The sequence below is a fragment of the Symbiopectobacterium purcellii genome, assembly GCF_052050035.1.
Lineage (GTDB): Bacteria > Pseudomonadota > Gammaproteobacteria > Enterobacterales > Enterobacteriaceae > Symbiopectobacterium > Symbiopectobacterium purcellii_A.
In genome coordinates this window covers 5,044,318-5,066,284 of record NZ_CP189882.1, presented here as the reverse complement: position 1 = coordinate 5,066,284, position 21,967 = coordinate 5,044,318, and the positions used below count along the sequence as shown (strand labels likewise).

The window sequence follows — 21,967 nt, the reverse complement described above, 5'->3', positions numbered from 1 at the left end:
CTGTAGTTTCCCATCTTGCTTTTCTCCCTGTTGGTATTCACTTGGTATATTTTGTTGGTATATCCATTTCCCTTAACTGCATGATTATTCACTTTTATTGATTAGCGGTAAATCAAGCGTCGGGCTGATTTTGGTCTTGCGGTCATAGGTGATCACCTGCATTTCGGTTTTGTGTCCACTAAAAACCTGTTTATCTCGGCTGCTGCCCTCGTAGTCAGAAATCCCTTTGGCTTTCAGATCGTGGAAGTGGCAGACAAGTTCATAACCAAGTTTTTTACCAGCTTCCCGGCGTGCGTTAACCCATAGCGTGTTAAGCCCTTTATGGCTGTATTTGTCACCGAACTTATTGGCGATGATGTAACGCCTCCCACCCAATGAACGCGCCTGATCCAGAACTGCGCGCAGCCTGTCGGTGTACTCCTTGATCTGCTTAACGCCTGTTTTCCCCTGTTGCACGAATAAACCCAAATCAGTTTCTTGCCGCCATTCCAAATCCTGCACATCACCGATCCTTGCTGCACAGAGATAGGCAATCTCCATGGCGCATTGAAGTGCTGGCGTAGCCTCCTGGTATAGCCAAGCGACATTATTTTGATAACAGCCAGCTATGCTTCTTTGCCGCATATCAGGGCATAGGATGTAATCATTTTTAAGTCGGTTGGCTATAAATCGCCAGATATTCAGCATCAGTGATATACACATCGCGCGCTTTTACCGAAAATTTCGACACGCCAGCGCACGGGTTGCCACGAACATAACCGCGCTCATATCCCCATTTGAATACGCGAGACATGCTGCTGCGCTCCTGGTTGGCGGCTTTGTTGAATAATTTAACCGTTTGATTTACATCTTCTTTAGTTAGAATGCATTTACAGAGAATGTATTTTGTTAGAACGACAAATCAAATAGTTAGCACAATAAAAAGCATTCCGAGAGGAAAAATTAGTCGTTGAAATTTTATAATGCTTATATAAATCAGTATCTTAAATTATTCAACAAAGCCCTGGTTGGCTTGCGTCCGTGAGCTTTTCCCTCGCAAATCCATAAATCGGCGCACATGCTCAGGCTTAATACTGTCGGCCTTCATCTTGGCAAATACGTGAAATAGTTTTTTCTGGTGCTTGAGGTAATCGGACTGCGTTCTAGGTGCCAGATCTTTGTAATACTCGCTATCCAGAAACATTTCCCACAGGCGCTGAAATGTCACAATGTCGCGCTGTGAGTTTATTAATTTCTCGTATTTCTCCCACACCTGAGCGATCGACATATCCCGTATTTTGCCGAGAGTAATGGTTTCTTTTGTTCCTACTGGTTTAAAAATATAACTGTAATGATTTTTCCTTACCCTTGGCGGCAGTTTGTTATCCTCAGGGTTTATGCGTTTCCGTCCCATTAAATACCTTCGAAATTGGGCTGTTCTTCTTCGCTTATTGGTGTGCTGGTGGTGGATCCGTTCAACACTGTATTAACGTGAGACCAAGTAACGCGAGGTCTGCCATCACGCCGCACAACAAATGATACCCCCGCTCTTGCCAATGCCTCGCATTGTTTGGACGGGTACTTATAGCCCGTCAGTTCTATTAATTCGTCGTCGCTTAATAGGTCGCTCATGGTCTTGCCTCAGGTTGTTAATAATGGAGTCGGCAAGCGCGCAGGCCTGGTCTATTTCCTGCTGCGTGAGGATTTTCTTTCTCACGCTGGCGGCAAGCCGTCCGATCTTGATGTCAAATTCTGATAACAGGCATTCGCCTGGTTTCCATCGCTGCATGGTGACCTCCGTAAAGGCCACCATGTTATTTGGGTGGGGTTATGATTTCTGATTATTAATAATCAACTCGGTGGGCTTCCTTTTTTCACGCGTAATTCGCACTGTCTGGGGGAAATGAAACTCTAAATAACCCCGGGCGGTCACTCCGATCATTGCGTCTGAACCGTCAGGGAGTTTAAAGTGTATCTTATCGCCACGCTGGGCAAAGATTCGTAGCATTGGTCTTGCCTCGCGTTAACGGACTTGCAGCGATCGCGCCCCGATTTCAATGTGCGCGCCGGGAACAGGGTTCAGTAGTTCGTCAGGTGGTATTTCCCCACGGGCTATGATCTCGGCAGCAGCAGCTTCCGCTGCTTCAATAGTTTCTTTAATTTCTTTTTTCTTGGCGGTGGTTGTGGCGATAGTATCGACAAAATCACCAGGGATTGCGTCAATATTATCAACAATCACACTTGGTAAACCCTTTCGTACCGTAAAGGTGTTGGTTGTTGTTTTCAGACTATTCCGCCCAGATGCCATCAAACAGTTTAAAACATACTGTTTGATGGATTTGGCGTGTTTTTCAAACGATTTTTTACGTTCAGCCAGACGCTTGGCTTCCTCGTCACAGGTCTTTGCCTGCCCTTCGAGATTTCGAATATGGATGTAAGCCGCATCCAATTTGTCCGCAAGTGCCATTTCGATACATTCCATGGTATCGGCGATCATTTCCGGCGTAATGTCGTCGGAGGTTTCCAGAAGCTGCTGGAGCTTCTGCATATCACTTGCCAGTGCAATAGCGATTGTTGTCATGCTGTTTCTCCTTCGTTGGCTTTAAGCGCTGCAATGCGCTCGTCTTTAATCTGGTTCAGGCGACGCAAGCGCCCGGCCAGGTATTTGGTATATTCGTTATCGCCTTTGGCATCGGCACTCTTGCGGTGTACTTCCAGTTCGCGGGCGACGGTGCTGAATATTTTATTAACCTCGTTGACGCTGACAGCGCCTTCCAGCGTGGCCGCGTTCTTGGTGAATTTTTCATCTAGTTCAGTACGCAGCCGCACGGTGTCCTCGGCTTTATCGCTGGCGTTCTTAATTTTGAACTCGACCTCGTTTTCGGCTACATACTCGGGGTTGTCATGCATGCCAAGCCACACATCGGCACTGAAACCAAGCAAAGAGAGCGCCTTTTTGATGGCGTCAGTGAGGCTTTTCTTGATGACTTCCGAGTCCGTTTTAATCCCATGCTTGGTTTTGTACATGTACGGTGTGGCACCGTAAGCCTCGATCTCTGAACGCTCGCTTTCATCGTTGAGGTACCAAAAGGCGATTTTCAACGAGTGATTCAACTCACAGATAAGCGAGCCGTCAGAATCACGCAGTAGTTTTGTGCCGATGAATTTTTTGTTGTCGTCATAAAGCGCTTCACTCAGCGGCGCACCGGGGATCATTTTCTCTTCCAGAACGCGATAGCCCCAGCCGCTACCAGCCGGGCCAAAGATTTCGGTAGCCCGCATGATCATGTATTCGCTGTTGATGCTGGTACCTTCAAAACCGGTACCCGTCAGCGGTTTGGTGTAGCGTGGATCGGTACGCTGTACGCGCTTCCAGATGCTGAGATTCTCTTGCTCGGTAACGGGTTTCTCTGCAATTTCTGATTCAACAGCCGCGGCGCGGGACTGAAAATCATCTGCTGGTGCTGGTGCTGGTGCTGGTGCTGGTGCTGGCGTTTCGGGTTCGGTGGCGTATACGCCAAAGCCCATTTTATCGAGGGTTTCTTTTGCCTGCTGCGCGGTAGTCTCTGCCGTAGCTGCTTCACGCACTTCCGCTTTTTCGCCCTGATTTGAGGGGGCGGAACCGACCAGACCATCAACGGAGGAACGCCCTTCACCCAGATTGCTTACCTGCACACTATTAGCATCCGGTGCTGGTGTCTCTGGTTCCGGCTGGGTGGCGCGCCATGCTGTGAGAAAATCATCAACAAAATGCTTGCGACCGTTTGGATCGGTAGCAAGAGCAGGGTGCTTTTTGGCCTGAGCGATCAGAGCGAAAATAACCGGGCGCGGAATGGTTAGCACTTTTTCGACAATGCTTAATTGGGTTGACCAGCGCTTATAGGCTTCATCATCAGCCTGAATCAGTTTATCGCCCTTGTCAGTTTGCTCCTTGCTGACAGACCACGGATCGTCAATATCATTTGCCAGCGCAATAGCAACCTCACGGCTCAAGGTGCGGTAAGTGTGCGGATAGGGGCGATCATGGTCTAAACCTGCGATTTCTGACGGCGAGTCATTGGCGGCCGGAGTGTTATTAGCGGCTGTTTGTTGTGGGTGATCGGATGGCTTGCTTACCCAATCATTCACGAACTTAATAACACGCAGCGGGGATTCTGACGGCGCGGGGAATTGCTTGTGGATGGCCTGTACCAATTCGAGCAATGATTGCGGGTACATCTGCGCCAGCGCCTGATTTTGTGACAGGGCATCAATAATGGTGGCTGAATTAGGATCCTGATCGTCGTCGGCAAGGAAATCACAAATCATCGAATGCTCGTGCTCGTTATAGCCAACCGACTTAAAAATGATTACATCCTATGCCCTGATATGCGGCAAAGAAGCATAGCTGGCTGTTATCAAAATAATGTCGCTTGGCTATAATTTCATACTGTCCGTAAAGTACCAGCGCGGCGGCTTTTTCGTTTAATGGCAGTGCAGAGAAATTAACCAGGTCATTCGGGTTGGTTTGCGGCTGCGTTTCTTTACGACGCCATACGCCATCAATCAATTCATTTTCTTGCGGGAATCTCTCATCAAACACACCAACGGGCGGGCGGGGCGAACCCACTTTATCCTCGGTGATTTCAGGTTTGAAAAAGTTATCGCTGGCACCGGGAAACTCTTTTTCCAGTTGCCAAGTAGCGCCCATCTCAGCCAGCTTCTTGTTTTTTTCATCCAGCGCGATGACTAACGGAACAGCGCCGTTTTTCTGTGCCGACTTTTTCGGCGTGTACAGCAAGATAAAAATTGGCATTGGTCTTACCTCAGTTATTCAGATGGTCAGAGTTAGCGCCTTCCTTGATGGACAGCAGGCTCTGGATTTCTTTTTCAATATCCCGGTCTTTCGCCAGTGAGTCGGCCAACACGTTTGATTGCTGGTTTTTGAGTGATTCAATCTGGCGGTCAATCAGATCGATAGGGGAGTGTGGCGGAACGGGAATGGTTACATCGTGGGTACCCAAAAGGAACCAGCCTTGAAGGTGTGACATGTCACACGCTACAGCTTCGATTTTTTCTAAATGGGTGTTGAAATGGATGTACAACTTCACGGTGATTTCTGGCGCTTTCATAGCGAACCTCGTATAATCACGCCGATCAGTATCGGCTTAGGTTGGTATTGGTCTTGCCTCGTAAGGGAGGTTGGTCCCTCTCTTACATCCCGGTGATCTTTGGTCGGAGAACCGGGGTAAAGAAGCCTGCCTAACGGTGGGCTTTTTTACGTCTACTAAAAAGCGGGGGATTGGCCTGGACGACTCCGCACCGCCGAAACGACACACAGCAACACTTGCAGCTCGGTTACGCTATCCGACGTCGCTTTACTGCCCAAGCTGGCCCAGAACTTACGACCGCCTTTCCTGGTATAGCCAAGCGACTTAATTTTGATTACACCATATGGACTGAGAACAAACTCTCTGTATCGCAACCCATCTCTCTTTTTTTGCTTTTTGCTTGTGCCCATTTATGCTCAATTGGGTTAAGATCTGGCGAATATGTAGGCAAATACTCCACCATATACCCTGCATCGATGATGACTTGTTGAATATTATGTTTTTTGTGAAAAGTGGCATTGTCCATCATGATTACACTGTTTTTAGGGAGTACTGGGATAAGGACTTGTGTGACCCAGGCATAGAAAACATCGCTGTTAATATTGATATCAAATAATCCGATAGCAAACAGCGTTGTGCCTAATAAAGCGCCGATAACATTTGTTCTTCCCCTAGCTCCCCAGTTCTTCAGGCCAAAACACCGTTGACCTTTTGGGGAATAGCCGTGAGTCCGTGGGGCATCGTGTGAAAAACCACTTTCATCAATAAAAACAATAGGTTTACCTTCTTTTTCATACTGTTGTTTTTTTTGTTGAAATCCCTGCCGGGCGTTTTCGTCGGCTTTCGGATGACGTAGAGTTTTTTTTATAGGTCAATCCCAGCTTTTTAAGCGCTTGCCAAATGGCCTTCTGACAAACGCCAAAACGCTCTGCACGTTCTTTTTGGTAAGCATCTGGATATTGTTCAACATCTTTTATCAACTCGGATTTATCGATCTTTCGCTGACGCGTGGTCGATGCTTTTGACTCTATTTGATTAATCCAACGCGATACAGAGGCAGGGCCAATCCGAAATTGCTTCGCTGTTTCTCGGATACTCAACCCTTCGTTTTTCCGTGTAGATATCACTTTACGTCTAAAATCAATTGAATAGCTCATTTAAATAATGTAATCAAAATTAAGTCGTTTAGCTATATTGGGGCGGTCTTTCCCGCTGTGGCTACGTAATTGGTACCGGGATACATCATCACGCCCGGCTCGTGGTATCCTCTGTTCACCACAAACAAAGAGGAAAACTAAAATAAACACAAAGCTAACGGTGCAAGAACTTGTTATTGGTTATCTCGCTATTCCCTGTAATAGCAGACCACCGCTTGATCATTACTGCCGTGAGGCATTAGCTCTGGAAAAACAAATTGCCGAGACGTTGAAACAAATCAAGTACGAGGAAATTGCTCTGCTCCGCCAGAAGCGAGATGAGGACGCGAACGGATCCTTTTAGGGATTAGCACCAGATAGGCCCTGGCCGCACGAGACTGTAAAATAATCTGTGTAAATGGCATTTTGAGGAAAACCTTCAAAGGATAACAAAATGCCTATCAGCAACGAACTTATTGACCAACTGCTTCAAGATTGTCACTCCCCTCAGGATCTGCTGGGTGAATCAGGCCTACTCAAGGTGCTGACTAAAAGACTGGCGGAACGGGTTCTTGAAGCTGAGATGGAGATGCACCTTGGGTATGCTAAGCATGACCCGGCTGGTAATCATTCAGGCAACTCACGCAATGGCAAGACATCCAAGAGCGTACGTAGCCAAAATGGGGAGATCGAGCTCGATATTCCGCGCGACCGCAACAGTACCTTCGAGCCGACACTGATCGGTAAGCACGAAAAACAGCTTAACGGCTTCGATGACCGCATTATTTCTCTCTATTCCAGAGGGTTATCAACCCGTGATATTCAGGCACACTTTAAAGAAGTCTACGGGGTCGATGTTTCCGCTGGCTTCATTTCTCAAGTGACCAATGCTGTGATGGATGAAGTTAAGCGCTGGCAGCAACGGCCGCTGGATGCGCTTTATCCCATTGTTTACCTTGACTGTATTGTTGTCAAAAGCCAGGACGGCGGAGCCGTGGCCAACAAGTCTGTTTATCTGGCCCTCGGCGTCAACGGCCAGGGCGAAAAAGAGCTGCTGGGGCTATGGATAGCCAAAACTGAGGGGGCCAAGTTCTGGTTATCTGTGATGACAGAACTGAAAAATCGTGGGCTAAAGGACATCTTCGTCGCCTGCTGCGATGGCCTGAAAGGCTTTCCTGATGCCATTGAAGCTGTTTACCCGCATACGCGGGTACAGCTCTGCATTGTGCATCAGGTGCGGAACTCGCTGCGCTACGTCGGCTGGAAAGAGCGTAAGGCCGTTGCTGCTGACCTGCGCACCATCTATAGTTCCGCAACGCTAGAGGGCGCTGAAGAGGCCCTGGATGCCTTCGCGGCCAAATGGGATGAACAGTTCCCGACGATCAGCCCGTCGTGGAGAAATAATTGGGAACGTCTCATCGTCATTTTTGACTTTCCGCCGGAGATCCGCAAGGTTATCTACACCACCAACGCGATAGAGTCGTTAAATGCTTCATTGCGCAAGATAACGAAAACGCGACGAATATTTCCAACGGATGACTCGGTGATAAAATTACTCTATCTAGCCTTGCATAATATCTCTGCTAAATGGACCTTGCCAATCAGAGACTGGAAACCTGCTATGAGCCAATTCATGTTGATGTATGGAGAACGAATCTCCGGTTAAGCAATGGAGCCATTTACACAAAATTCTTTACAGACTCGGCCGCACATGTTGCCGCGGTCATGCAACGTTCTCTAATCACTTCCTCTGACCAGCCTCGCAATGTCATTTCTTTGACAATCGCCAGCAGTGTTTCGGCGATATCGTTGTAAAGCAGGCTGACTGCACGCATCGGGTATTCTTGCCCATCGATAACGATGACTTCTTCTTTCGGACTTTGTTCGGTCATGGTGCCTCCATCTGTTGTTAAAACAGAACGTGTTAATTGTGCCTGCTTTATTCCTCTGTCAGGCGGCTAGGTTCCTGCTGCTTCGGTCGTAACTCGCCCGTCTTTCCGGGGTGTCAGAACTGTCACCCAAACTACTGCGCTGGTCTTGGTCTTGCCTCGCGGCGAACGGGATTGTTCGCTACCGATGCGGCAAACCTTAACTAAAAGTAAGGGTTTTGGCAAGCGATTTAGCTTTCAAAAAGTTAAGTTAAAAGGTGAGTTAAGAATAACCCAATGATATTTAGATTATTTTTTATTAGTTTTTTTTCTTGCGATTAATAGCTCTTCAAACAAGGTATTAAAGCCATCAACTTTTTCCTCAAGCTCTGAAATATGACGTTCTTTCTCAGATTCAGGAAGAGAATCAAATAGATAAATAAGTCTTCGCTGCCTTTCATCTAAAACGGTAGGTAATTCTGGCGCTGGGGTTGGTTGGCTTGCCTCGTCTCCAAAAAGTAACCATGTCGGAGAGCATCTAAGTGCTTTGCTCAGGGTAAACAGGTTTTTTCCTTTCGGCTCCGTATCGCCGTTTTCCCATTTGAAAATTGTGACGTGGGAGACATTCACAGCATCGGCCAATCGTTGCTGTGACATGTTGAGTTCGGTTCTACGCGCTCTAATACGCTCTGGCAGTTCATTCGTTTTCATAGGACTTAATATAAATTATGTTGACTTAGTATTTATTAAGTCATAAATTCCAAATCAAAGTTAAGTTGAATGGAGGTGAATGTGTTAAAAGACGACGCAATAAAATTCTTTGGCAGCAAAACCAAACTGGCGGAAGCGGCTGGAGTTTCACAAGCATCGGTATCCCGTTGGGGCCACGTAATCCCCGAACGCCGTGCCGCGCGCCTGGAACGTCTCACTAACGGGGAACTGAAATACGATCCCGCGTGGTATGAGAACCGTTCGACAGATGCAGCCTAATCGGTGCTGCTTCAAAAATCTGATTATCAATAATCAACTTGCGACAGGAGACGCAATGAACATTCAGGCATTAAAAGATGAGATCGAAGCATGGGCGGCTGATGCCGGTCAGGAGTCGGTAGCGATTGAAGTAACTCGGGCATTTTTTGAGAGTGGCGGTGATCCGGCGATCCGTCTCTATCCGATTGAACTCAATGGCGCTGTTGACTGGAAAGCCATTTACAACAACAGGCAGCAGTTATTTCGCTGGCTGCGTGCTGATACAGCGGCGTCATACCGAAAGCTCGAGGCACTTGCACCGATATTTCACACGGTGCTACCCGCAGAGCGCCGCGCCCGACTGCTTGGCGAAACGGGCACGACATACCTGCTAACCGTGGCAATTCGTGAGTTTTCGACCGCCGTTATTGCCGTGATGCTAAACGATCGTGACGTGACTCAGCGAATAGAAATGGCATGCGGGGCCATGCATGCCGTATCGCAGAAAAACATGCGGATGACCACCGCTTAATGAGGCAAGACCAATGCTTACCAGAATCGACCGAATCACCTACCGGAATGGTTTCCGGGTAAATGGGGCACCTGCGACCGTTGCAGATGTTGAGCCCATTTTCGAGGGACGCAGGGTTGCAGCACTGTCCGTTTGGGAGCAGTACGAGCAGCGCAAAATGGAACTCAGGCAGCATAACCTGACACCGGAGCAGTATCAGGCAGCATGCAGACAAATCGCTGAAGCGCTGGGGGTGTGACGTGGATATTTTGCAGATGTTAGATCGCCCGGTAGCTTTCCAGCGTAGTTTTGTACGTATCGGTACCGGCATTACTGGCGCGCTCATGTTGTCGCAGTTGGTTTACTGGACGATGCGAACGGCAGACGGATGGATTTATAAAACTCAGGATGAGTGGGAAGACGAAACCGGGTTAACGCGCTACGAACAAGAGGGCGCACGTAAAAAATTACGCAGCCTTGGCGTGTTGCTCGAGCAGAAAAAAGGCGTTCCGGCTAAGTTGTTTTACAAGATTGATATACCCGTTTTATATCAGTTACTTGGCGTCACATCCTTGGATGCGGAAATTCCACATCCAAGGATGGGGAAAACCAGCAAGCCAGATGCGGGAAATTCCACATTCTTTCATACAGAGACTACTACAGATATACCCCCTAACCCCCAGGAGGGGGAGGAGGCCGATCCTTCTGAAAACAAAAACGGCAAAACCCGAATCGAGTACCAGGCCGTAGCGGATGCGTTCAACGACATTCTGGGCGACCGCTTACCTCAGGTTCAGCAACTCAACGAAAAACGAAAACGAGGCATCAAGCGGATCATTTCCGAACTCAACGAGCCAACGCTTAACGCGGTACGGGCCTACTTCACCACGTTTTCGGATACGGCCAGCCCGTTTTATTTCGGTGATAACACTCGAGGCTGGCGGGCAGGATTTGATTACCTGCTGCGCTCTGATGTGCTGGTGAAAACGCGGGAAGGTGGTTTATGAACCAGCAGGAACTGGAAGCGTGCGTACTCAGTGGCTTGTTGCGTGGTGGCGCATCGCCTGACGCATTCGACGTGATCGCAGTAACACCGGAAGAAGCGTTCAGCCTGCGTTTTTATCAGGACACCTACCGGGAAATAAAAAAACAGGCGCTGGGCCATGGCGTGATCGACACCATGCTGGTGTCCGAAGCGCTGGGCGCTGACAGCCTGCCGATGCTGATGGACGTTACCCGCATGCCGGGAACGCTGCCGAACCTAAAAGGCTTTGCGAACATACTGGCGAAGCGCTGGCGCAGCGGAAAAATGGCTCAATTGCTACAGGACAGCGCTGAAGCCATGCGCGGTGCCCGCAATCAGGAGCAACGGGACGAAGTGATCCAGACCGCTGTTTCTGCCCTGATTGACATGACCTCTGACACCGGCAATGTGCAACCGGTACGCATGGGCGATTTGATTGACGATTACATTGACCTGCTTGATAAGCGCCTGAACGGAACGATCGCCACCCCCAACCTGATGAGCGAGATCGCCGAACTGGATTCCATTACTGGCGGGTTTAACCCGACAGACCTCGTAGTTATCGCTGGGCGGCCCGGTATGGGCAAAACAGAGTTCGCCCTTAAGGTTGTCGAGGGCGCTACCCGAAAAGGCGGTGGCGCGCTGATTTTCAGCATGGAAATGTCATCACAGCAAATGGTTGAACGTTCAGTGGCCGCCGCTGGCAATCTGCCCGTGTCGAAGCTGAGAAAGCCTATCGAAATGTGTGACGAGGATTGGGCGCGCATTAACGCAGCGCTGGGAACGTTAAAAGATCGCGATATCTGGATTGTTGACGCGACTGATTTAACCGTTGACCAGATCAGCGCGGTTGCGGAAACCCACAAGCGCCGGTACCCAAATCTGTGCATGACGATGGTTGATTATCTGGGCCTGATAAAAAAACCAACCGCAGAGCGTAACGATCTCGCTGTAGGCCACATATCACGCAGTCTGAAAACACTGGCAATGCGTACGCACACGCCGTGTTTTGCACTCAGCCAGTTGTCACGAAAAGTCGATGAACGCCCGGCGGGCAACCGTCAGCCCGATCATGTCGGATTTGAGGGATTCCGGTTCAATCGAACAGGACGCAGACAGCATCATTTTGCTGTACCGCGAAGCAGTTTATAACCCGGAAAGCCCCGCAGCCCGTTATGCAGAGGTGATCGTGGGTAAAAACCGGTTCGGTGAAAACGGTGTTGTTTATCAGGAGTTCAAGAACGGCCACTTTCTGGATACCGACCATGAAGTCGCCAAAGAAGCCACACGTATTACCCGGGAGGCCCATAAACCAAAACCAGTAAGAAACCAGCAACTGAAAGCCCCATTTTAAACGCGCCTGACCAGCGCTTAACCAACAAAAAGGCAAGACCAATCATGGATACTGAAGTCATTTTCCCGAACAAAGAAAACGTTATTGACGATGGCTGCGACTATACCGCGCTGATTATCTGGGGCATGAATCAGAATGCCCGTGCAGCATCACGCGCACCGTTCGTGTTGCCGCCGGCACCGATTCAGGTTATCCCGCCAAAATTCAAAAAAACACCAATCCCTCGCAAGCGTGGTACCACACGCAACGCCAAAACCCACACCGGAACGGTTATTCGTGCCGATGGTCAGCGCACCGTTAAATTACGCGAAACGCCGACAACCTGGGTAGTTGGTACCGGTGAAAGTTATTACAAGGATTCCGGTAGCCGTTCCGGTGGCCCGACGCGCGCCCGGTTACTCCTCGATACGATAAAACCCATTGAGGCGTAACCCATGGCCGGGCAGTCGGACTATAGCTAAGCGACATTATTTTGATAACAGCCAGCTATGCTTCTTTGCCATATATCAGGGCATCGGCTGTAATCATTTTTAAGTCGGTTGGCTATACCTTCCGCCCGGTCTACCTCACAACCGCGGCGAGTGGCCCCAAGAATACCGCGATATGGAATGGCTCGACCTGCGCGCCTGTTACCTGGTGCGCATGCTGTCTGAATGCCGCATTCCGCGAACCAATATCGTGCGTGAGATCGAAACGGTTGATGAGCAGTACCGGGAGCATTTCAGGGCGCGCCTGAATTACTGGCGTGAATACAGAGAATCAAGAGGCAAGACCACATGACCACTATATCAACAGCAGGAATGATCGCCGCCGTACGTGAAGCTGCGCACATGACCAAAACGCAGGAAGAACGCGACGTTTTAAACGGTATCGCCAACCGCGTCGAAATGCTGGCGGAGGCCAACAGTATTAAATCGCTGGAGCTGGACAGCATCCGGCAAGCGCTGAAAATCCCCGGCAGTGATTCCGTTCAGGCCGGTACCATTGCGGCATTTTGCAAATTGCAAAGTGATTTACAGGAAGTCACCGCCCTGGCTAACCGGCTGCGCCGCACGGCGAAAGAATACCATGAGGAAAACCAGCAGCTACGCACACAGTTGATTGAGGCCGAAAAAGTCGCCGCTGACCCGAGTATTCCCGGGATGTGGATTTTAGATGAGGATGGACACCCATTCGGTCTACCAGTCGCAAGCCAGCTTTCGAATGAGCTTTTACAGGCGATGGAAGAGGTTATACGCATATCAGACCGCGACCATGAGGCATGGGATCGGGCAAAAGCTGCAATATCATCTTGCCGCGCCGTCAGTGCAGGAAATAGAGATAGTCATGCTGACCAAATATCCCCCGAAACGAGGAATTCAGATAAAGATGTTAGGGGATTAAGGGCCGAGTTATTTATCCAGCATTATCCAGAGCAATCTGAAAGGAAAGACGATGATACTGAATAAATTTATTGATTCTCGTTCATCGCAATTGTTTAAGCAACAACCAGCAGGAAAGGCACTAAGGAACGGCGGGGACGTAAGGAGGTGTCAATGGAGATAATGGTAACGATGATAGCGCAAATGTCTGTTCTTGCCTTGAACTCGTTAATTGGTTACGGACAATTCAAAAACTGTGAAGCTCGGTGGAAAAGGCCTGTGTGGGGTATATTTGGTTGCTTTAATGCAGCTTCTATCGTTGCCGTGTTAATTGAGGGGGTGTTGAAGGTGATCCAGCATGGCTAAGTCTTCAGCAGAGCGTAAAGCCGCCCAACGTGAGCGCCAGCGGGAGGCTGGCGTGTCAAAGTTTGAACTTAACCTCGATACTCAGGAGCTGGACATGCTGCGCCGCAATTGCGCGTTACGGCGGCCCGGTAAAGCGCCCTACGACATGGACGAGTATATCCAGTTGCTGATCCGCCAGGACGACGCCAGAGCGCGCCAGCGGATTAAATCGCTCAGCAAGCAACGTTGTGGTAAGTGCGGGGAGTCATTGCCCGTCACAGAATGTTGCATGCAGGGTTACTCTGGATGCTGGAACACAAACGGATGGCATGAAATCAAACTACGCATAACAAATAGCTAGATACTGTTTTTATATACAGCCCTTGATGTAATAATCATAAGGAGTTTAATTATCCGAATGTGATGGGGTTTAAATGGTTGATATTGAATACCTAATTAAAAACCTCCCTGAGAATTGCCGAGTAGCAATGCGTATAGAGCATGGAAGCGTTGTCAGTGTTCGCATGATTGCGGAAGACGAGAACATAGCAACGCTTAACGCGCTGATAGATATAGCAAAATCCGCAGGCTACAGGATTGAAAAACCAGGGGGAAAGCACTATAATTAACAGTGCCGGATTGAACACCCGGCAACCCAAATTACTGCGCTATCAGGGGGAACGATGGCGCAGTATTCATTTACAAAATCCGCTGGTGGAATACTGATACCCGCCACGCCGGATTCAAAAGAGTTTATTCAGAGGATTAAGGTCGGGGCCGTTGTCTCTGCCGATATCAGGCAGGTCAGAAACCCGGCTTTTCACCGCAAGTTTTTTTCACTGCTTAATCTCGGTTTCGAATACTGGCAACCGACAGGCGGGGCCATATCCCCGACAGAAAAAAAACTGATACGCGGCTACGTTCGTTTTCTTGCTCACTTTGCAGGAAGCGAAGATGCATTACAGGCCGCCGCTGATGAATATCTGAATGGCGTAGCCAAAAAACGCGCCGCCAATATCAGCACGGTAAAATCATTCGAAGCATTCCGCCGCTGGGTGACTATCGAATCCGGCCTCTATGAGGTTTACGAGCTACCAGACGGTAGCCTGCATAAAGAGCCTCGCTCGATATCGTTCGCAAAAATGGACGAAATCGAATTTCACGCCCTGTACAAAGCCACGCTGGATGTTCTCTGGACATTCATCCTGTCAAAAACCTTCCCTACCCAGCAATCCGCAGAGAACGCCGCCGCTCAGCTTATGGAGTTTGCCGCATGACGGACTTCAAAAAAGAGGCCAGAGGCCGCGACTGTCAGATCCGTATTCCTGGTGTCTGCAATTTCAACCCAGAAACCACCGTACTAACGCATTACCGCATGTCGGGTACCTGTGGCATGGGGATATAGCTAAACGACTTAATTTTGATTACATTATTTAAATGAGCTATTCAATTGATTTTAGACGTAAAGTGATATCTACACGGAAAAACGAAGGGTTGAGTATCCGAGAAACAGCGAAGCAATTTCGGATTGGCCCTGCCTCTGTATCGCGTTGGATTAATCAAATAGAGTCAAAAGCATCGACCACGCGTCAGCGAAAGATCGATAAATCCGAGTTGATAAAAGATGTTGAACAATATCCAGATGCTTACCAAAAAGAACGTGCAGAGCGTTTTGGCGTTTGTCAGAAGGCCATTTGGCAAGCGCTTAAAAAGCTGGGATTGACCTATAAAAAAAACTCTACGTCATCCGAAAGCCGACGAAAACGCCCGGCAGGGATTTCAACAAAAAAAACAACAGTATGAAAAAGAAGGTAAACCTATTGTTTTTATTGATGAAAGTGGTTTTTCACACGATGCCCCACGGACTCACGGCTATTCCCCAAAAGGTCAACGGTGCTTTGGCCTGAAGAACTGGGGAGCTAGGGGAAGAACAAATGTTATCGGCGCTTTATTAGGCACAACGCTGTTTGCTATCGGATTATTTGATATCAATATTAACAGCGATGTTTTCTATGCCTGGGTCACACAAGTCCTTATCCCAGTACTCCCTAAAAACAGTGTAATCATGATGGACAATGCCACTTTTCACAAAAAACATAATATTCAACAAGTCATCATCGATGCAGGGTATATGGTGGAGTATTTGCCTACCTATTCGCCAGATCTTAACCCAATTGAGCATAAATGGGCACAAGCAAAAAGCAAAAAAAAGAGAGATGGGTTGCGATACAGAGAGTTTGTTCTCAGTCCATATGGTGTAATCAAAATTAAGTCGCTTGGCTATAAAACCCGATGACCTACAAGCCGCATGGGGATGTATAGCCAACCGACTTAAAAATGATTACATCCTATGCCCTGATATGCGGCAAAGAAGCATAGCTGGCTGTTATCAAAATAATGTCGCTTGGCTATACCAAGCCTGACCAGGTTTGGTGCGGCGATGTAACCTATATTTGGACAGGCGACCGATGGGCGTATCTGGCGGTGGTATTAGATTTATTTGCCCGAAAACCCGTGGGTTGGGCAATGTCGTTTTCGCCAGATTCAGAATTAACAGCCAAAGCACTACAAATGGATTGGGAACTGCGTGGGCATCCCAAACAAGTCATGTTTCATAGTGACCAAGGAAGCCATTACACCAGTCGTCAGTATAGGCAGGCATTGTGGCGTTATCAGATGACCCAAAGTATGAGTCGCAGAGGAAATTGTTGGGATAATAGTCCGATGGAGCGATTCTTCCGTAGTCTGAAGACTGAATGGGTGCCAACGACTGGCTACCAAAGCTTTAGTACTGCTCAATCATCCATTATTCGCTACATAACCCATTATTATAGCGATGTCAGACCTCACTGGTATAACGGTGGGTTAACACCAAATGAATCAGAACGGCTGTTCCATCAACAGTCAGGTAGGGTGGCCAAATTTAGTTGACCACTACACATACTGCTCAGTATGCCACTACACATACTGCTCCTCAGCCTGTAGCTGCTCAGCAGCGCCTGAAAGCGTTGTCCCGTGTACTGCGTCCCCCTGTCCGTATGCACCACCAGGCCCGGCGGGCGAGTTCGCAGGTTATATGCCTTCATCAGGGCCCCGCAGACCAGCGATGAGGTCATCCGTCTGTCCACCTGCCAGCCCACTATCTGTCGGGAGTACAAATCCATAATAGCCGCCAGATATAGCCAAGCGACATTATTTTGATAACAGCCAACTATGCTTCTTTGCCGCATATCAGGGCATAGGATGTAATCATTTTTAAGTCGGTTGGCTATAGTGCATGCCATGACGAAGTAGACCGCCGTACACGTCACATTGATTCGGATACAGCACGGCTTTATCACGCTGAAGGGGTAATGAGAACACAAGCGGTACTAATCGAAGAGGGGAAATTTTAATGAACCAGAATTTTATCCCGTGCACAGAGAAAGAATTTAATGCTGAAAAATGCCGGGGCGCTCCGCGAGTGAAAAGAACAATATTCTGTTTTCCGCGTTTTTCGAAATCCGGGATTGCTGTTTCTCCTCTCTTCACCCTCGCGCACGCGCGCGTTTAGGGGGCCAAAAATGCCGCTCGTTGCCACCTTCCGTGTCGATTGGTTTAGGGTGATCACCGATATAGCTAAACGACTTAATTTTGATTACATTATTTAAATGAGCTATTCAATTGATTTTAGACGTAAAGTGATATCTACACGGAAAAACGAAGGGTTGAGTATCCGAGAAACAGCGAAGCAATTTCGGATTGGCCCTGCCTCTGTATCGCGTTGGATTAATCAAATAGAGTCAAAAGCATCGACCACGCGTCAGCGAAAGATCGATAAATCCGAGTTGATAAAAGATGTTGAACAATATCCAGATGCTTACCAAAAAGAACGTGCAGAGCGTTTTGGCGTTTGTCAGAAGGCCATTTGGCAAGCGCTTAAAAAGCTGGGATTGACCTATAAAAAAAACTCTACGTCATCCGAAAGCCGACGAAAACGCCCGGCAGGGATTTCAACAAAAAAAACAACAGTATGAAAAAGAAGGTAAACCTATTGTTTTTATTGATGAAAGTGGTTTTTCACACGATGCCCCACGGACTCACGGCTATTCCCCAAAAGGTCAACGGTGTTTTGGCCTGAAGAACTGGGGAGCTAGGGGAAGAACAAATGTTATCGGCGCTTTATTAGGCACAACGCTGTTTGCTATCGGATTATTTGATATCAATATTAACAGCGATGTTTTCTATGCCTGGGTCACACAAGTCCTTATCCCAGTACTCCCTAAAAACAGTGTAATCATGATGGACAATGCCACTTTTCACAAAAAACATAATATTCAACAAGTCATCATCGATGCAGGGTATATGGTGGAGTATTTGCCTACATATTCGCCAGATCTTAACCCAATTGAGCATAAATGGGCACAAGCAAAAAGCAAAAAAAGAGAGATGGGTTGCGATACAGAGAGTTTGTTCTCAGTCCATATGGTGTAATCAAAATTAAGTCGCTTGGCTATATCACCAGAACCGGCGTAACGCTGTATGAACTCGCCAGTGAAGTGGGCGTATCAAAATCCACGGTGCACGGTTGGAAAAGCGGCGCAGAGCCAAAACACGGCGATGGCGAAAGCCTGGTTGCATTCTGGTGCCGGATCACAAGTCGGGGCCGTGACCGACTGCCGATGATTGTTTATCGCCAGCAATTTATTTTTCGTAGCCGCGCTGGATGAATTATTTGGTCGGGAATCCGAACGCACAGAGAAACAACAATAGCGACTCATCATTACGGAGGTAATCCCGATGGGCCGACCAAAGAAACAAATCGAAGTACCAGGACAGAGCGCCGAAACCACCACGGAGGCCGCTGGCGATGCGCTGTTACTAAATTCCGTCGCTAACACCCATGAACAACTGAATGCCGCCAGCGCTGGCGCAGCGGTTATCGCTGAAACGACAGTAACGGACGGGCAGCAGGGCGAGAATGTTGAAGGTGATGCCCTGCAAGCCCGCAACGCTGCGCTTTCCGGGCTGAACGCCGCCGCCTTTCAAATCATCACTAAATTCGAAACGCTCGGTTTTACCGACCTCACGGATCAGCCGCTGACGAATAACCTTGATTTTATCGACCTGGTTAAACAGGCCACCACGCAAACCACCCGTACCGCAGTCATTAACGAGGACGGGCAGCGCAAGCAGCATAAAGCCCCCGTATTGACTGACAAGGGCTGGCACGTCCCCCGCTAAGGAGAATCGTCATGTGTGGAGGTGCACCCAACATTGTGCAATCCGACCCAGAAGCGGAAGCCGCCAAAGCAGCAAACGCCGCCGCCAAGGCAGCAAACGCGGATCCAGCCGCACGCCGTAAACGTAAAAAGGGCTCATCCCTGCTTGCCACGGGTTCAGAAGGGGCAACGGATTCCGGCACGTCACTGCTTGCGTCTGGTGCCAGCGGTAAAACCAACTTAGGGGCGTAACGTGGTCAACGAAACAGCCAGCAAAATTATTCGTCGTGCGGATTCACTGAAAGCGTTACGCCAGTCAAAGGAACCAACCTGGCGCGAGTGCTTTGATTTCACCTACCCGTTGCGCGGGGCTGGCTTTTCTTCCGATGTTCTGGACGCCAACAGCGCTAAATCCAAGGTGGCGCAGTTACTGGACGGTACCGCGACGGACAGCACGCGCATTCTTGCCTCGGCGCTTATGTCCGGCATGACGCCCGCTAACGCGCAGTGGATGGACTTAAACAGCGAAAGCCTCACCGACGAGCAAAAAACGTGGCTCTCTACCTGCGCAACGCTGATATGGGAAAACATTCACGCGGCCAATTTTGACGCGGAAGCCTACGAAGCCTGCTTGGATGTGGTTATTGCTGGCTGGTTCGCACTTTACATCGATGAGGACAAAGAGCAGGGCGGTTTTACCTTCCAGCAGTGGCCGCTATCGCAGTGCTACGTCTCATCGTCTCGCCGTGATGGTATTGTTGACACCGTTTATCGCTGTTACCCGTTAACCGCAGAGCAGGCGGTAAAAGAATTTGGCGACAAAAACGTGAGCGAGAAAATCCGCGACGAGGCAAAGAAAAAACCTGACGCGAAATTTGATTTTATTCACGCGATTTTTCCGCGCGATACCTATGTGGTAAACGCCCGCCTGGCTAAAAATATGCGCTTTGCGTCGTATCACATCGAAGTGCAGGGCAAAAGCACCGCCCGCGAGTCTGGCTATCACGAATTCCCCGTTGCCGTTCCGCGCTGGATGAAGATCCCCGCCAGTGCTTACGGCGTCGGCCCCGTTTATGACGCGCTGCCTGACTGCAAAGAGCTAAACGAAATTAAGCGCATGGAAAAAGCCGCCGCTGACCTGGCGATTTCCGGTATGTGGATCGCGGAAGATGACGGCGTATTAAACCCGCGCACCGTCAAGGTGGGGCCACGCCGCATTATCGTAGCTAACAGCGTGGAGAGCATGAAACCGTTGCTGACGGGCGCGGATTTCAACGTCGCTTTCACCTCAGAAGAAAAATTACGCGCGCAAATCCGCAAGATTTTGATGGCCGATCAGCTACAGCCGCAAGACGGCCCAGCCATGACCGCCACCGAAGTGCATGTGCGTGTCGCGCTCATCCGCCAATTACTCGGCCCGGTGTACGGACGCTTCCAGGCTGAATACCTGCAAATACTGGTTCAGCGCTGTTTCGGCATTGCGTACCGCGCAGGCATTTTCCCCGCCGCACCTGAGGGTATGGACTCCGCTAATTTCAACGTCCGCTACATTTCCCCGTTGGCGCGTGCGCAGAAGCTGGAGGACGTGACCGCCATTGAACGCGCTGGGGCCAATATCGCGCAACTTGCACAGATTGATCCCGAAGTTACCGACTTACTGGATACCGATTCAGCGGCTCGCGTGGTGTCCGAAGCGCTGGGCGTTCCCGCGAAAGTTATTCGCAGCGCTAACGATGTGGCCCGTTTACGTGACCAGCGCAGGCAGGCACAACAGCAGGCAGCACAACAGCAAATGCTGATGCAGGCAGGTCAAGAGGCGGCAACCTCGGCAGGTAAGGAAGCCGGTACCGCATTGATTCAGCAGATGGCAGGGGGCGCACGATGATCAACAAGCCCGTTCGCCCCGAGGACTACAAACGCCTATTTGAAGAAACACCGGGCGGCCCGCAGGTGCTGGAAGAGTTAACGCGGCGTTTCGGTGGTGCCGTGTACGTCAAGGGTGGCCCAGAAGGGGATCGCCAGACATGTTTTAACGCCGGGCAACGTGATGTGCTCGATTTCATTTTACGCAGGCTTAACGAAGCAGACGGAGTAAACGACGATGTGGAAGCTTAAATTCCCGTTCATGAATCAGGCTGGTGAAGGCGAAGGCTCAGGGGGGGGGCGATGGTGGTAATGGCGGCGGTGGTAATTCTGGTGGCGAAGGTGGCGGCTCTTTGCTCAATACTGGCGCAGCGCAGCAACCGGGCGCGACAGATTGGCTACCGGAAAAATACCGCGTTATGGGCGAAGACGGCACCCTCAATATTGAAAGCTCTGCCCGCAAACTGGCGGATGCGCATACGCATTTGGAAAAGCGCCTTGGCAGCGGGGACGCGCCGCCAAAAACGGCTGATGAGTATGCACCTAAGGTAGACGCCGAGGGCTTCAATTGGGACGAGTTCAAGGCCGACCCGAAAATGCAGGGCTTTTTAAAATCGGCCCACGCCAAGGGGCTGACCAATGACCAGTTAAGTTTTGTGCTCGGTGAGTATATGCAGCGTGCGCCGGAACTGGTGGGCGGTGCTGCACAACTGGATCAGGAAGCGGCCGGCACTGCACTACGTGAAGTATGGAAAACCGACGCGGAGTTTAACAAAAACATCGGGCTGGCATACCGGGCGTTTAATTCGCTGGCTGATGAAGCCGACAAAGAACGCATTGACGAAATCGGCAACAACCCGATGGTTATTCGCATGCTGGCAAAAATCGGCGGAGAAATGCAGGAAGACTTCCCGGCTGGCAGCGATATCAATCTGGAAGAGCAGCAGAGCATTCGTGATCTGATGAAGTCTGAGGCGTACATGAACCCGAAACACGCCGATCACGAAAGCGTATCAGCGCGAGTCAGGACGTATTACGCGAAAACCTATGGTAATGCGCCTGTAGCGTAATGCTGTGACATGTCACAACAAGCCAGCCTAACCGCTGGCTTTTTCATTTGGTCGGGGCTTTGTTGAATAATTTAACATGCTGATTTACATAATTATTATAACACTTCAACAACTAAGTTTTCCAGCCGTAATGCTTTTTATTGTGCTAACTACTTGATTTGTCGTTCTAACAAAATACAGTCTCTGTACATGCATT

The 21,967-nt window shown here is 49.4% G+C and carries 33 protein-coding genes and 6 pseudogenes; 27 read left to right on the top strand and 12 right to left on the bottom strand.

What is annotated here, in order from left to right; translation table 11 throughout:
• Positions 1-84: 84 nt before the first annotated feature.
• The 9 genes and pseudogenes from ACQGXV_RS34385 to ACQGXV_RS34345 form a co-directional block, all read right to left on the bottom strand.
• Positions 85-814: pseudogene (locus tag ACQGXV_RS34385) on the bottom strand (tyrosine-type recombinase/integrase); the annotation flags it as partial.
• Between the two features lie 174 nt (positions 815-988).
• Positions 989-1,393, bottom strand: coding sequence for a hypothetical protein (locus ACQGXV_RS34380; protein ID WP_440864510.1), 405 nt, complete (start codon positions 1,391-1,393; stop codon positions 989-991).
• Positions 1,393-1,611, bottom strand: a complete 219-nt coding sequence (locus ACQGXV_RS34375) for a DUF4224 domain-containing protein (RefSeq protein WP_440864509.1) — start codon at positions 1,609-1,611, stop codon at positions 1,393-1,395. Before ACQGXV_RS34375 ends, ACQGXV_RS34380 begins: the two co-directional genes overlap by 1 nt.
• Before the next feature lie 391 nt (positions 1,612-2,002).
• Positions 2,003-2,560 (bottom strand): siphovirus Gp157 family protein, encoded by a 558-nt coding sequence (locus ACQGXV_RS34370; protein WP_440864508.1) that lies wholly within the window; start codon positions 2,558-2,560, stop codon positions 2,003-2,005.
• Positions 2,557-4,287: an exodeoxyribonuclease VIII-like protein gene (locus ACQGXV_RS34365; RefSeq protein ID WP_440864507.1), complete on the bottom strand. Its 1,731-nt coding sequence runs from the start codon at positions 4,285-4,287 to the stop codon at positions 2,557-2,559. The genes ACQGXV_RS34370 and ACQGXV_RS34365 overlap by 4 nt, the downstream gene beginning before the upstream one ends.
• Positions 4,288-4,318: 31 nt before the next feature.
• The gene (locus ACQGXV_RS34360) at positions 4,319-4,774 is read right to left on the bottom strand and encodes a hypothetical protein (protein WP_440864506.1); all 456 of its coding nucleotides are present in this window, start codon (positions 4,772-4,774) and stop codon (positions 4,319-4,321) included.
• Positions 4,775-4,784: 10 nt separating this feature from the next.
• On the bottom strand, positions 4,785-5,090 hold the full coding sequence (locus ACQGXV_RS34355; RefSeq protein ID WP_440864505.1) for a hypothetical protein: 306 nt from the start codon (positions 5,088-5,090) through the stop codon (positions 4,785-4,787).
• A 313-nt stretch (positions 5,091-5,403) separates the two neighbouring features.
• Positions 5,404-5,937, bottom strand: a complete 534-nt coding sequence (locus ACQGXV_RS34350) for an IS630 family transposase (RefSeq protein WP_440862665.1) — start codon at positions 5,935-5,937, stop codon at positions 5,404-5,406.
• Positions 5,861-6,226 carry an IS630 transposase-related protein gene (locus ACQGXV_RS34345; protein WP_440862584.1) on the bottom strand — a complete coding sequence of 122 codons (366 nt, stop codon included), beginning with the start codon at positions 6,224-6,226 and terminating at the stop codon, positions 5,861-5,863. Before ACQGXV_RS34345 ends, ACQGXV_RS34350 begins: the two co-directional genes overlap by 77 nt.
• Positions 6,227-6,659: 433 nt before the next feature.
• Here ACQGXV_RS34345 and ACQGXV_RS34340 point away from each other — a divergent pair, with 433 nt between their 5' ends.
• On the top strand, positions 6,660-7,871 hold the full coding sequence (locus tag ACQGXV_RS34340) for an IS256 family transposase (protein ID WP_440862551.1): 1,212 nt from the start codon (positions 6,660-6,662) through the stop codon (positions 7,869-7,871).
• A 13-nt stretch (positions 7,872-7,884) separates the two neighbouring features.
• Here the strand turns inward: ACQGXV_RS34340 and ACQGXV_RS34335 are convergent, their stop codons facing one another.
• The gene (locus ACQGXV_RS34335) at positions 7,885-8,097 is read right to left on the bottom strand and encodes a hypothetical protein (RefSeq protein WP_440864504.1); all 213 of its coding nucleotides are present in this window, start codon (positions 8,095-8,097) and stop codon (positions 7,885-7,887) included.
• A gap of 285 nt (positions 8,098-8,382) precedes the next feature.
• Positions 8,383-8,784: a helix-turn-helix domain-containing protein gene (locus ACQGXV_RS34330; RefSeq protein WP_440864503.1), complete on the bottom strand. Its 402-nt coding sequence runs from the start codon at positions 8,782-8,784 to the stop codon at positions 8,383-8,385.
• A gap of 81 nt (positions 8,785-8,865) precedes the next feature.
• Between ACQGXV_RS34330 and ACQGXV_RS34325 the strand changes: the two genes are divergently transcribed.
• From ACQGXV_RS34325 to ACQGXV_RS34245, 17 genes and pseudogenes are all read left to right on the top strand, one after another.
• Positions 8,866-9,063: a Cro/CI family transcriptional regulator gene (locus ACQGXV_RS34325; RefSeq protein WP_440867798.1), complete on the top strand. Its 198-nt coding sequence runs from the start codon at positions 8,866-8,868 to the stop codon at positions 9,061-9,063.
• Between the two features lie 55 nt (positions 9,064-9,118).
• Positions 9,119-9,574, top strand: coding sequence for a toxin YdaT family protein (locus tag ACQGXV_RS34320; protein WP_440867797.1), 456 nt, complete (start codon positions 9,119-9,121; stop codon positions 9,572-9,574).
• Between the two features lie 13 nt (positions 9,575-9,587).
• Positions 9,588-9,812, top strand: a complete 225-nt coding sequence (locus tag ACQGXV_RS34315; protein ID WP_440864502.1) for a hypothetical protein — start codon at positions 9,588-9,590, stop codon at positions 9,810-9,812.
• A gap of 1 nt (position 9,813) precedes the next feature.
• Positions 9,814-10,560, top strand: a complete 747-nt coding sequence (locus ACQGXV_RS34310; protein ID WP_440864501.1) for a replication protein — start codon at positions 9,814-9,816, stop codon at positions 10,558-10,560.
• A pseudogene (locus tag ACQGXV_RS34305) lies at positions 10,557-11,931 on the top strand (replicative DNA helicase). Before ACQGXV_RS34310 ends, ACQGXV_RS34305 begins: the two are co-directional and overlap by 4 nt.
• Before the next feature lie 44 nt (positions 11,932-11,975).
• On the top strand, positions 11,976-12,362 hold the full coding sequence (locus ACQGXV_RS34300; protein ID WP_440864500.1) for a hypothetical protein: 387 nt from the start codon (positions 11,976-11,978) through the stop codon (positions 12,360-12,362).
• A 172-nt stretch (positions 12,363-12,534) separates the two neighbouring features.
• Entirely contained in the window at positions 12,535-12,711 is a 177-nt protein-coding gene (locus ACQGXV_RS34295; RefSeq protein WP_440864499.1) for a hypothetical protein, read from the top strand.
• A complete protein-coding gene (locus tag ACQGXV_RS34290) occupies positions 12,708-13,379 on the top strand; it encodes a hypothetical protein (protein ID WP_440864498.1) in 672 nt (223 codons plus the stop codon). The genes ACQGXV_RS34295 and ACQGXV_RS34290 overlap by 4 nt, the downstream gene beginning before the upstream one ends.
• A gap of 87 nt (positions 13,380-13,466) precedes the next feature.
• Positions 13,467-13,658, top strand: a complete 192-nt coding sequence (locus ACQGXV_RS34285) for a hypothetical protein (RefSeq protein WP_440864497.1) — start codon at positions 13,467-13,469, stop codon at positions 13,656-13,658.
• Positions 13,651-13,998 carry a hypothetical protein gene (locus tag ACQGXV_RS34280; RefSeq protein ID WP_440864496.1) on the top strand — a complete coding sequence of 116 codons (348 nt, stop codon included), beginning with the start codon at positions 13,651-13,653 and terminating at the stop codon, positions 13,996-13,998. The genes ACQGXV_RS34285 and ACQGXV_RS34280 overlap by 8 nt, the downstream gene beginning before the upstream one ends.
• 127 nt (positions 13,999-14,125) lie before the next feature.
• Positions 14,126-14,266: a hypothetical protein gene (locus ACQGXV_RS34275; RefSeq protein WP_440864494.1), complete on the top strand. Its 141-nt coding sequence runs from the start codon at positions 14,126-14,128 to the stop codon at positions 14,264-14,266.
• Between the two features lie 54 nt (positions 14,267-14,320).
• A complete protein-coding gene (locus ACQGXV_RS34270) occupies positions 14,321-14,914 on the top strand; it encodes a DUF1367 family protein (protein WP_440864493.1) in 594 nt (197 codons plus the stop codon).
• Positions 14,911-15,039, top strand: a pseudogene (locus ACQGXV_RS34265) (nuclease domain-containing protein); the annotation flags it as partial. The gene ACQGXV_RS34270 and the pseudogene ACQGXV_RS34265, both read left to right, overlap by 4 nt.
• A gap of 35 nt (positions 15,040-15,074) precedes the next feature.
• Positions 15,075-15,440 carry an IS630 transposase-related protein gene (locus ACQGXV_RS34260; protein ID WP_440862584.1) on the top strand — a complete coding sequence of 122 codons (366 nt, stop codon included), beginning with the start codon at positions 15,075-15,077 and terminating at the stop codon, positions 15,438-15,440.
• Positions 15,364-15,933: an IS630 family transposase gene (locus ACQGXV_RS34255; protein ID WP_440867796.1), complete on the top strand. Its 570-nt coding sequence runs from the start codon at positions 15,364-15,366 to the stop codon at positions 15,931-15,933. Before ACQGXV_RS34260 ends, ACQGXV_RS34255 begins: the two co-directional genes overlap by 77 nt.
• Entirely contained in the window at positions 15,914-16,060 is a 147-nt protein-coding gene (locus ACQGXV_RS34250; protein WP_440864492.1) for a hypothetical protein, read from the top strand. The genes ACQGXV_RS34255 and ACQGXV_RS34250 overlap by 20 nt, the downstream gene beginning before the upstream one ends.
• Positions 16,050-16,568: pseudogene (locus tag ACQGXV_RS34245) on the top strand (IS3 family transposase); the annotation flags it as partial. The gene ACQGXV_RS34250 and the pseudogene ACQGXV_RS34245, both read left to right, overlap by 11 nt.
• Before the next feature lie 32 nt (positions 16,569-16,600).
• Here ACQGXV_RS34245 and ACQGXV_RS34240 read toward each other — a convergent pair.
• Positions 16,601-16,822, bottom strand: a pseudogene (locus ACQGXV_RS34240) (DDE-type integrase/transposase/recombinase); the annotation flags it as partial.
• 87 nt (positions 16,823-16,909) lie between these two features.
• On the opposite strand from ACQGXV_RS34240, the pseudogene ACQGXV_RS34235 reads away from it, so the two are divergent.
• The 9 genes and pseudogenes from ACQGXV_RS34235 to ACQGXV_RS34195 form a co-directional block, all read left to right on the top strand.
• A pseudogene (locus ACQGXV_RS34235) lies at positions 16,910-17,032 on the top strand (nuclease domain-containing protein); the annotation flags it as partial.
• 255 nt (positions 17,033-17,287) lie between these two features.
• The gene (locus tag ACQGXV_RS34230) at positions 17,288-17,653 is read left to right on the top strand and encodes an IS630 transposase-related protein (protein WP_440862584.1); all 366 of its coding nucleotides are present in this window, start codon (positions 17,288-17,290) and stop codon (positions 17,651-17,653) included.
• Positions 17,577-18,110 carry an IS630 family transposase gene (locus ACQGXV_RS34225; protein ID WP_440862665.1) on the top strand — a complete coding sequence of 178 codons (534 nt, stop codon included), beginning with the start codon at positions 17,577-17,579 and terminating at the stop codon, positions 18,108-18,110. Before ACQGXV_RS34230 ends, ACQGXV_RS34225 begins: the two co-directional genes overlap by 77 nt.
• Positions 18,071-18,346: a hypothetical protein gene (locus ACQGXV_RS34220; RefSeq protein WP_440864491.1), complete on the top strand. Its 276-nt coding sequence runs from the start codon at positions 18,071-18,073 to the stop codon at positions 18,344-18,346. The genes ACQGXV_RS34225 and ACQGXV_RS34220 overlap by 40 nt, the downstream gene beginning before the upstream one ends.
• Before the next feature lie 70 nt (positions 18,347-18,416).
• A complete protein-coding gene (locus ACQGXV_RS34215) occupies positions 18,417-18,860 on the top strand; it encodes a hypothetical protein (RefSeq protein WP_440864490.1) in 444 nt (147 codons plus the stop codon).
• Between the two features lie 11 nt (positions 18,861-18,871).
• Positions 18,872-19,090, top strand: coding sequence for a hypothetical protein (locus ACQGXV_RS34210; protein ID WP_440864489.1), 219 nt, complete (start codon positions 18,872-18,874; stop codon positions 19,088-19,090).
• Between the two features lies 1 nt (position 19,091).
• Complete coding sequence (locus tag ACQGXV_RS34205; RefSeq protein ID WP_440864488.1) at positions 19,092-20,723, top strand: portal protein; 1,632 nt, start codon at positions 19,092-19,094, stop codon at positions 20,721-20,723.
• Entirely contained in the window at positions 20,720-20,953 is a 234-nt protein-coding gene (locus tag ACQGXV_RS34200; RefSeq protein ID WP_195315455.1) for a Bbp19 family protein, read from the top strand. Before ACQGXV_RS34205 ends, ACQGXV_RS34200 begins: the two co-directional genes overlap by 4 nt.
• A gap of 23 nt (positions 20,954-20,976) precedes the next feature.
• Entirely contained in the window at positions 20,977-21,771 is a 795-nt protein-coding gene (locus ACQGXV_RS34195) for a hypothetical protein (RefSeq protein ID WP_440864487.1), read from the top strand.
• The last annotated feature ends 196 nt before the right edge of the window (positions 21,772-21,967 follow it).

What these genes read in the sequence shown, in the direction of transcription:
- ACQGXV_RS34380 (WP_440864510.1), bottom strand. Translation starts at nt 1,393, where the DNA reads ATGGGACGGAAACGCATAAACCCTGAGGATAACAAACTGCCGCCAAGG.
- ACQGXV_RS34375 (WP_440864509.1), bottom strand. Translation starts at nt 1,611, where the DNA reads ATGAGCGACCTATTAAGCGACGACGAATTAATAGAACTGACGGGCTAT.
- ACQGXV_RS34370 (WP_440864508.1), bottom strand. Translation starts at nt 2,560, where the DNA reads ATGACAACAATCGCTATTGCACTGGCAAGTGATATGCAGAAGCTCCAG.
- ACQGXV_RS34365 (WP_440864507.1), bottom strand. Translation starts at nt 4,287, where the DNA reads ATGATTTGTGATTTCCTTGCCGACGACGATCAGGATCCTAATTCAGCC.
- ACQGXV_RS34360 (WP_440864506.1), bottom strand. Translation starts at nt 4,774, where the DNA reads ATGCCAATTTTTATCTTGCTGTACACGCCGAAAAAGTCGGCACAGAAA.
- ACQGXV_RS34355 (WP_440864505.1), bottom strand. Translation starts at nt 5,090, where the DNA reads ATGAAAGCGCCAGAAATCACCGTGAAGTTGTACATCCATTTCAACACC.
- ACQGXV_RS34345 (WP_440862584.1), bottom strand. Translation starts at nt 6,226, where the DNA reads ATGAGCTATTCAATTGATTTTAGACGTAAAGTGATATCTACACGGAAA.
- ACQGXV_RS34340 (WP_440862551.1), top strand. Translation starts at nt 6,660, where the DNA reads ATGCCTATCAGCAACGAACTTATTGACCAACTGCTTCAAGATTGTCAC.
- ACQGXV_RS34335 (WP_440864504.1), bottom strand. Translation starts at nt 8,097, where the DNA reads ATGACCGAACAAAGTCCGAAAGAAGAAGTCATCGTTATCGATGGGCAA.
- ACQGXV_RS34330 (WP_440864503.1), bottom strand. Translation starts at nt 8,784, where the DNA reads ATGAAAACGAATGAACTGCCAGAGCGTATTAGAGCGCGTAGAACCGAA.
- ACQGXV_RS34320 (WP_440867797.1), top strand. Translation starts at nt 9,119, where the DNA reads ATGAACATTCAGGCATTAAAAGATGAGATCGAAGCATGGGCGGCTGAT.
- ACQGXV_RS34315 (WP_440864502.1), top strand. Translation starts at nt 9,588, where the DNA reads ATGCTTACCAGAATCGACCGAATCACCTACCGGAATGGTTTCCGGGTA.
- ACQGXV_RS34300 (WP_440864500.1), top strand. Translation starts at nt 11,976, where the DNA reads ATGGATACTGAAGTCATTTTCCCGAACAAAGAAAACGTTATTGACGAT.
- ACQGXV_RS34295 (WP_440864499.1), top strand. Translation starts at nt 12,535, where the DNA reads ATGGAATGGCTCGACCTGCGCGCCTGTTACCTGGTGCGCATGCTGTCT.
- ACQGXV_RS34290 (WP_440864498.1), top strand. Translation starts at nt 12,708, where the DNA reads ATGACCACTATATCAACAGCAGGAATGATCGCCGCCGTACGTGAAGCT.
- ACQGXV_RS34285 (WP_440864497.1), top strand. Translation starts at nt 13,467, where the DNA reads ATGGAGATAATGGTAACGATGATAGCGCAAATGTCTGTTCTTGCCTTG.
- ACQGXV_RS34280 (WP_440864496.1), top strand. Translation starts at nt 13,651, where the DNA reads ATGGCTAAGTCTTCAGCAGAGCGTAAAGCCGCCCAACGTGAGCGCCAG.
- ACQGXV_RS34275 (WP_440864494.1), top strand. Translation starts at nt 14,126, where the DNA reads ATGCGTATAGAGCATGGAAGCGTTGTCAGTGTTCGCATGATTGCGGAA.
- ACQGXV_RS34270 (WP_440864493.1), top strand. Translation starts at nt 14,321, where the DNA reads ATGGCGCAGTATTCATTTACAAAATCCGCTGGTGGAATACTGATACCC.
- ACQGXV_RS34260 (WP_440862584.1), top strand. Translation starts at nt 15,075, where the DNA reads ATGAGCTATTCAATTGATTTTAGACGTAAAGTGATATCTACACGGAAA.
- ACQGXV_RS34230 (WP_440862584.1), top strand. Translation starts at nt 17,288, where the DNA reads ATGAGCTATTCAATTGATTTTAGACGTAAAGTGATATCTACACGGAAA.
- ACQGXV_RS34215 (WP_440864490.1), top strand. Translation starts at nt 18,417, where the DNA reads ATGGGCCGACCAAAGAAACAAATCGAAGTACCAGGACAGAGCGCCGAA.
- ACQGXV_RS34210 (WP_440864489.1), top strand. Translation starts at nt 18,872, where the DNA reads ATGTGTGGAGGTGCACCCAACATTGTGCAATCCGACCCAGAAGCGGAA.
- ACQGXV_RS34200 (WP_195315455.1), top strand. Translation starts at nt 20,720, where the DNA reads ATGATCAACAAGCCCGTTCGCCCCGAGGACTACAAACGCCTATTTGAA.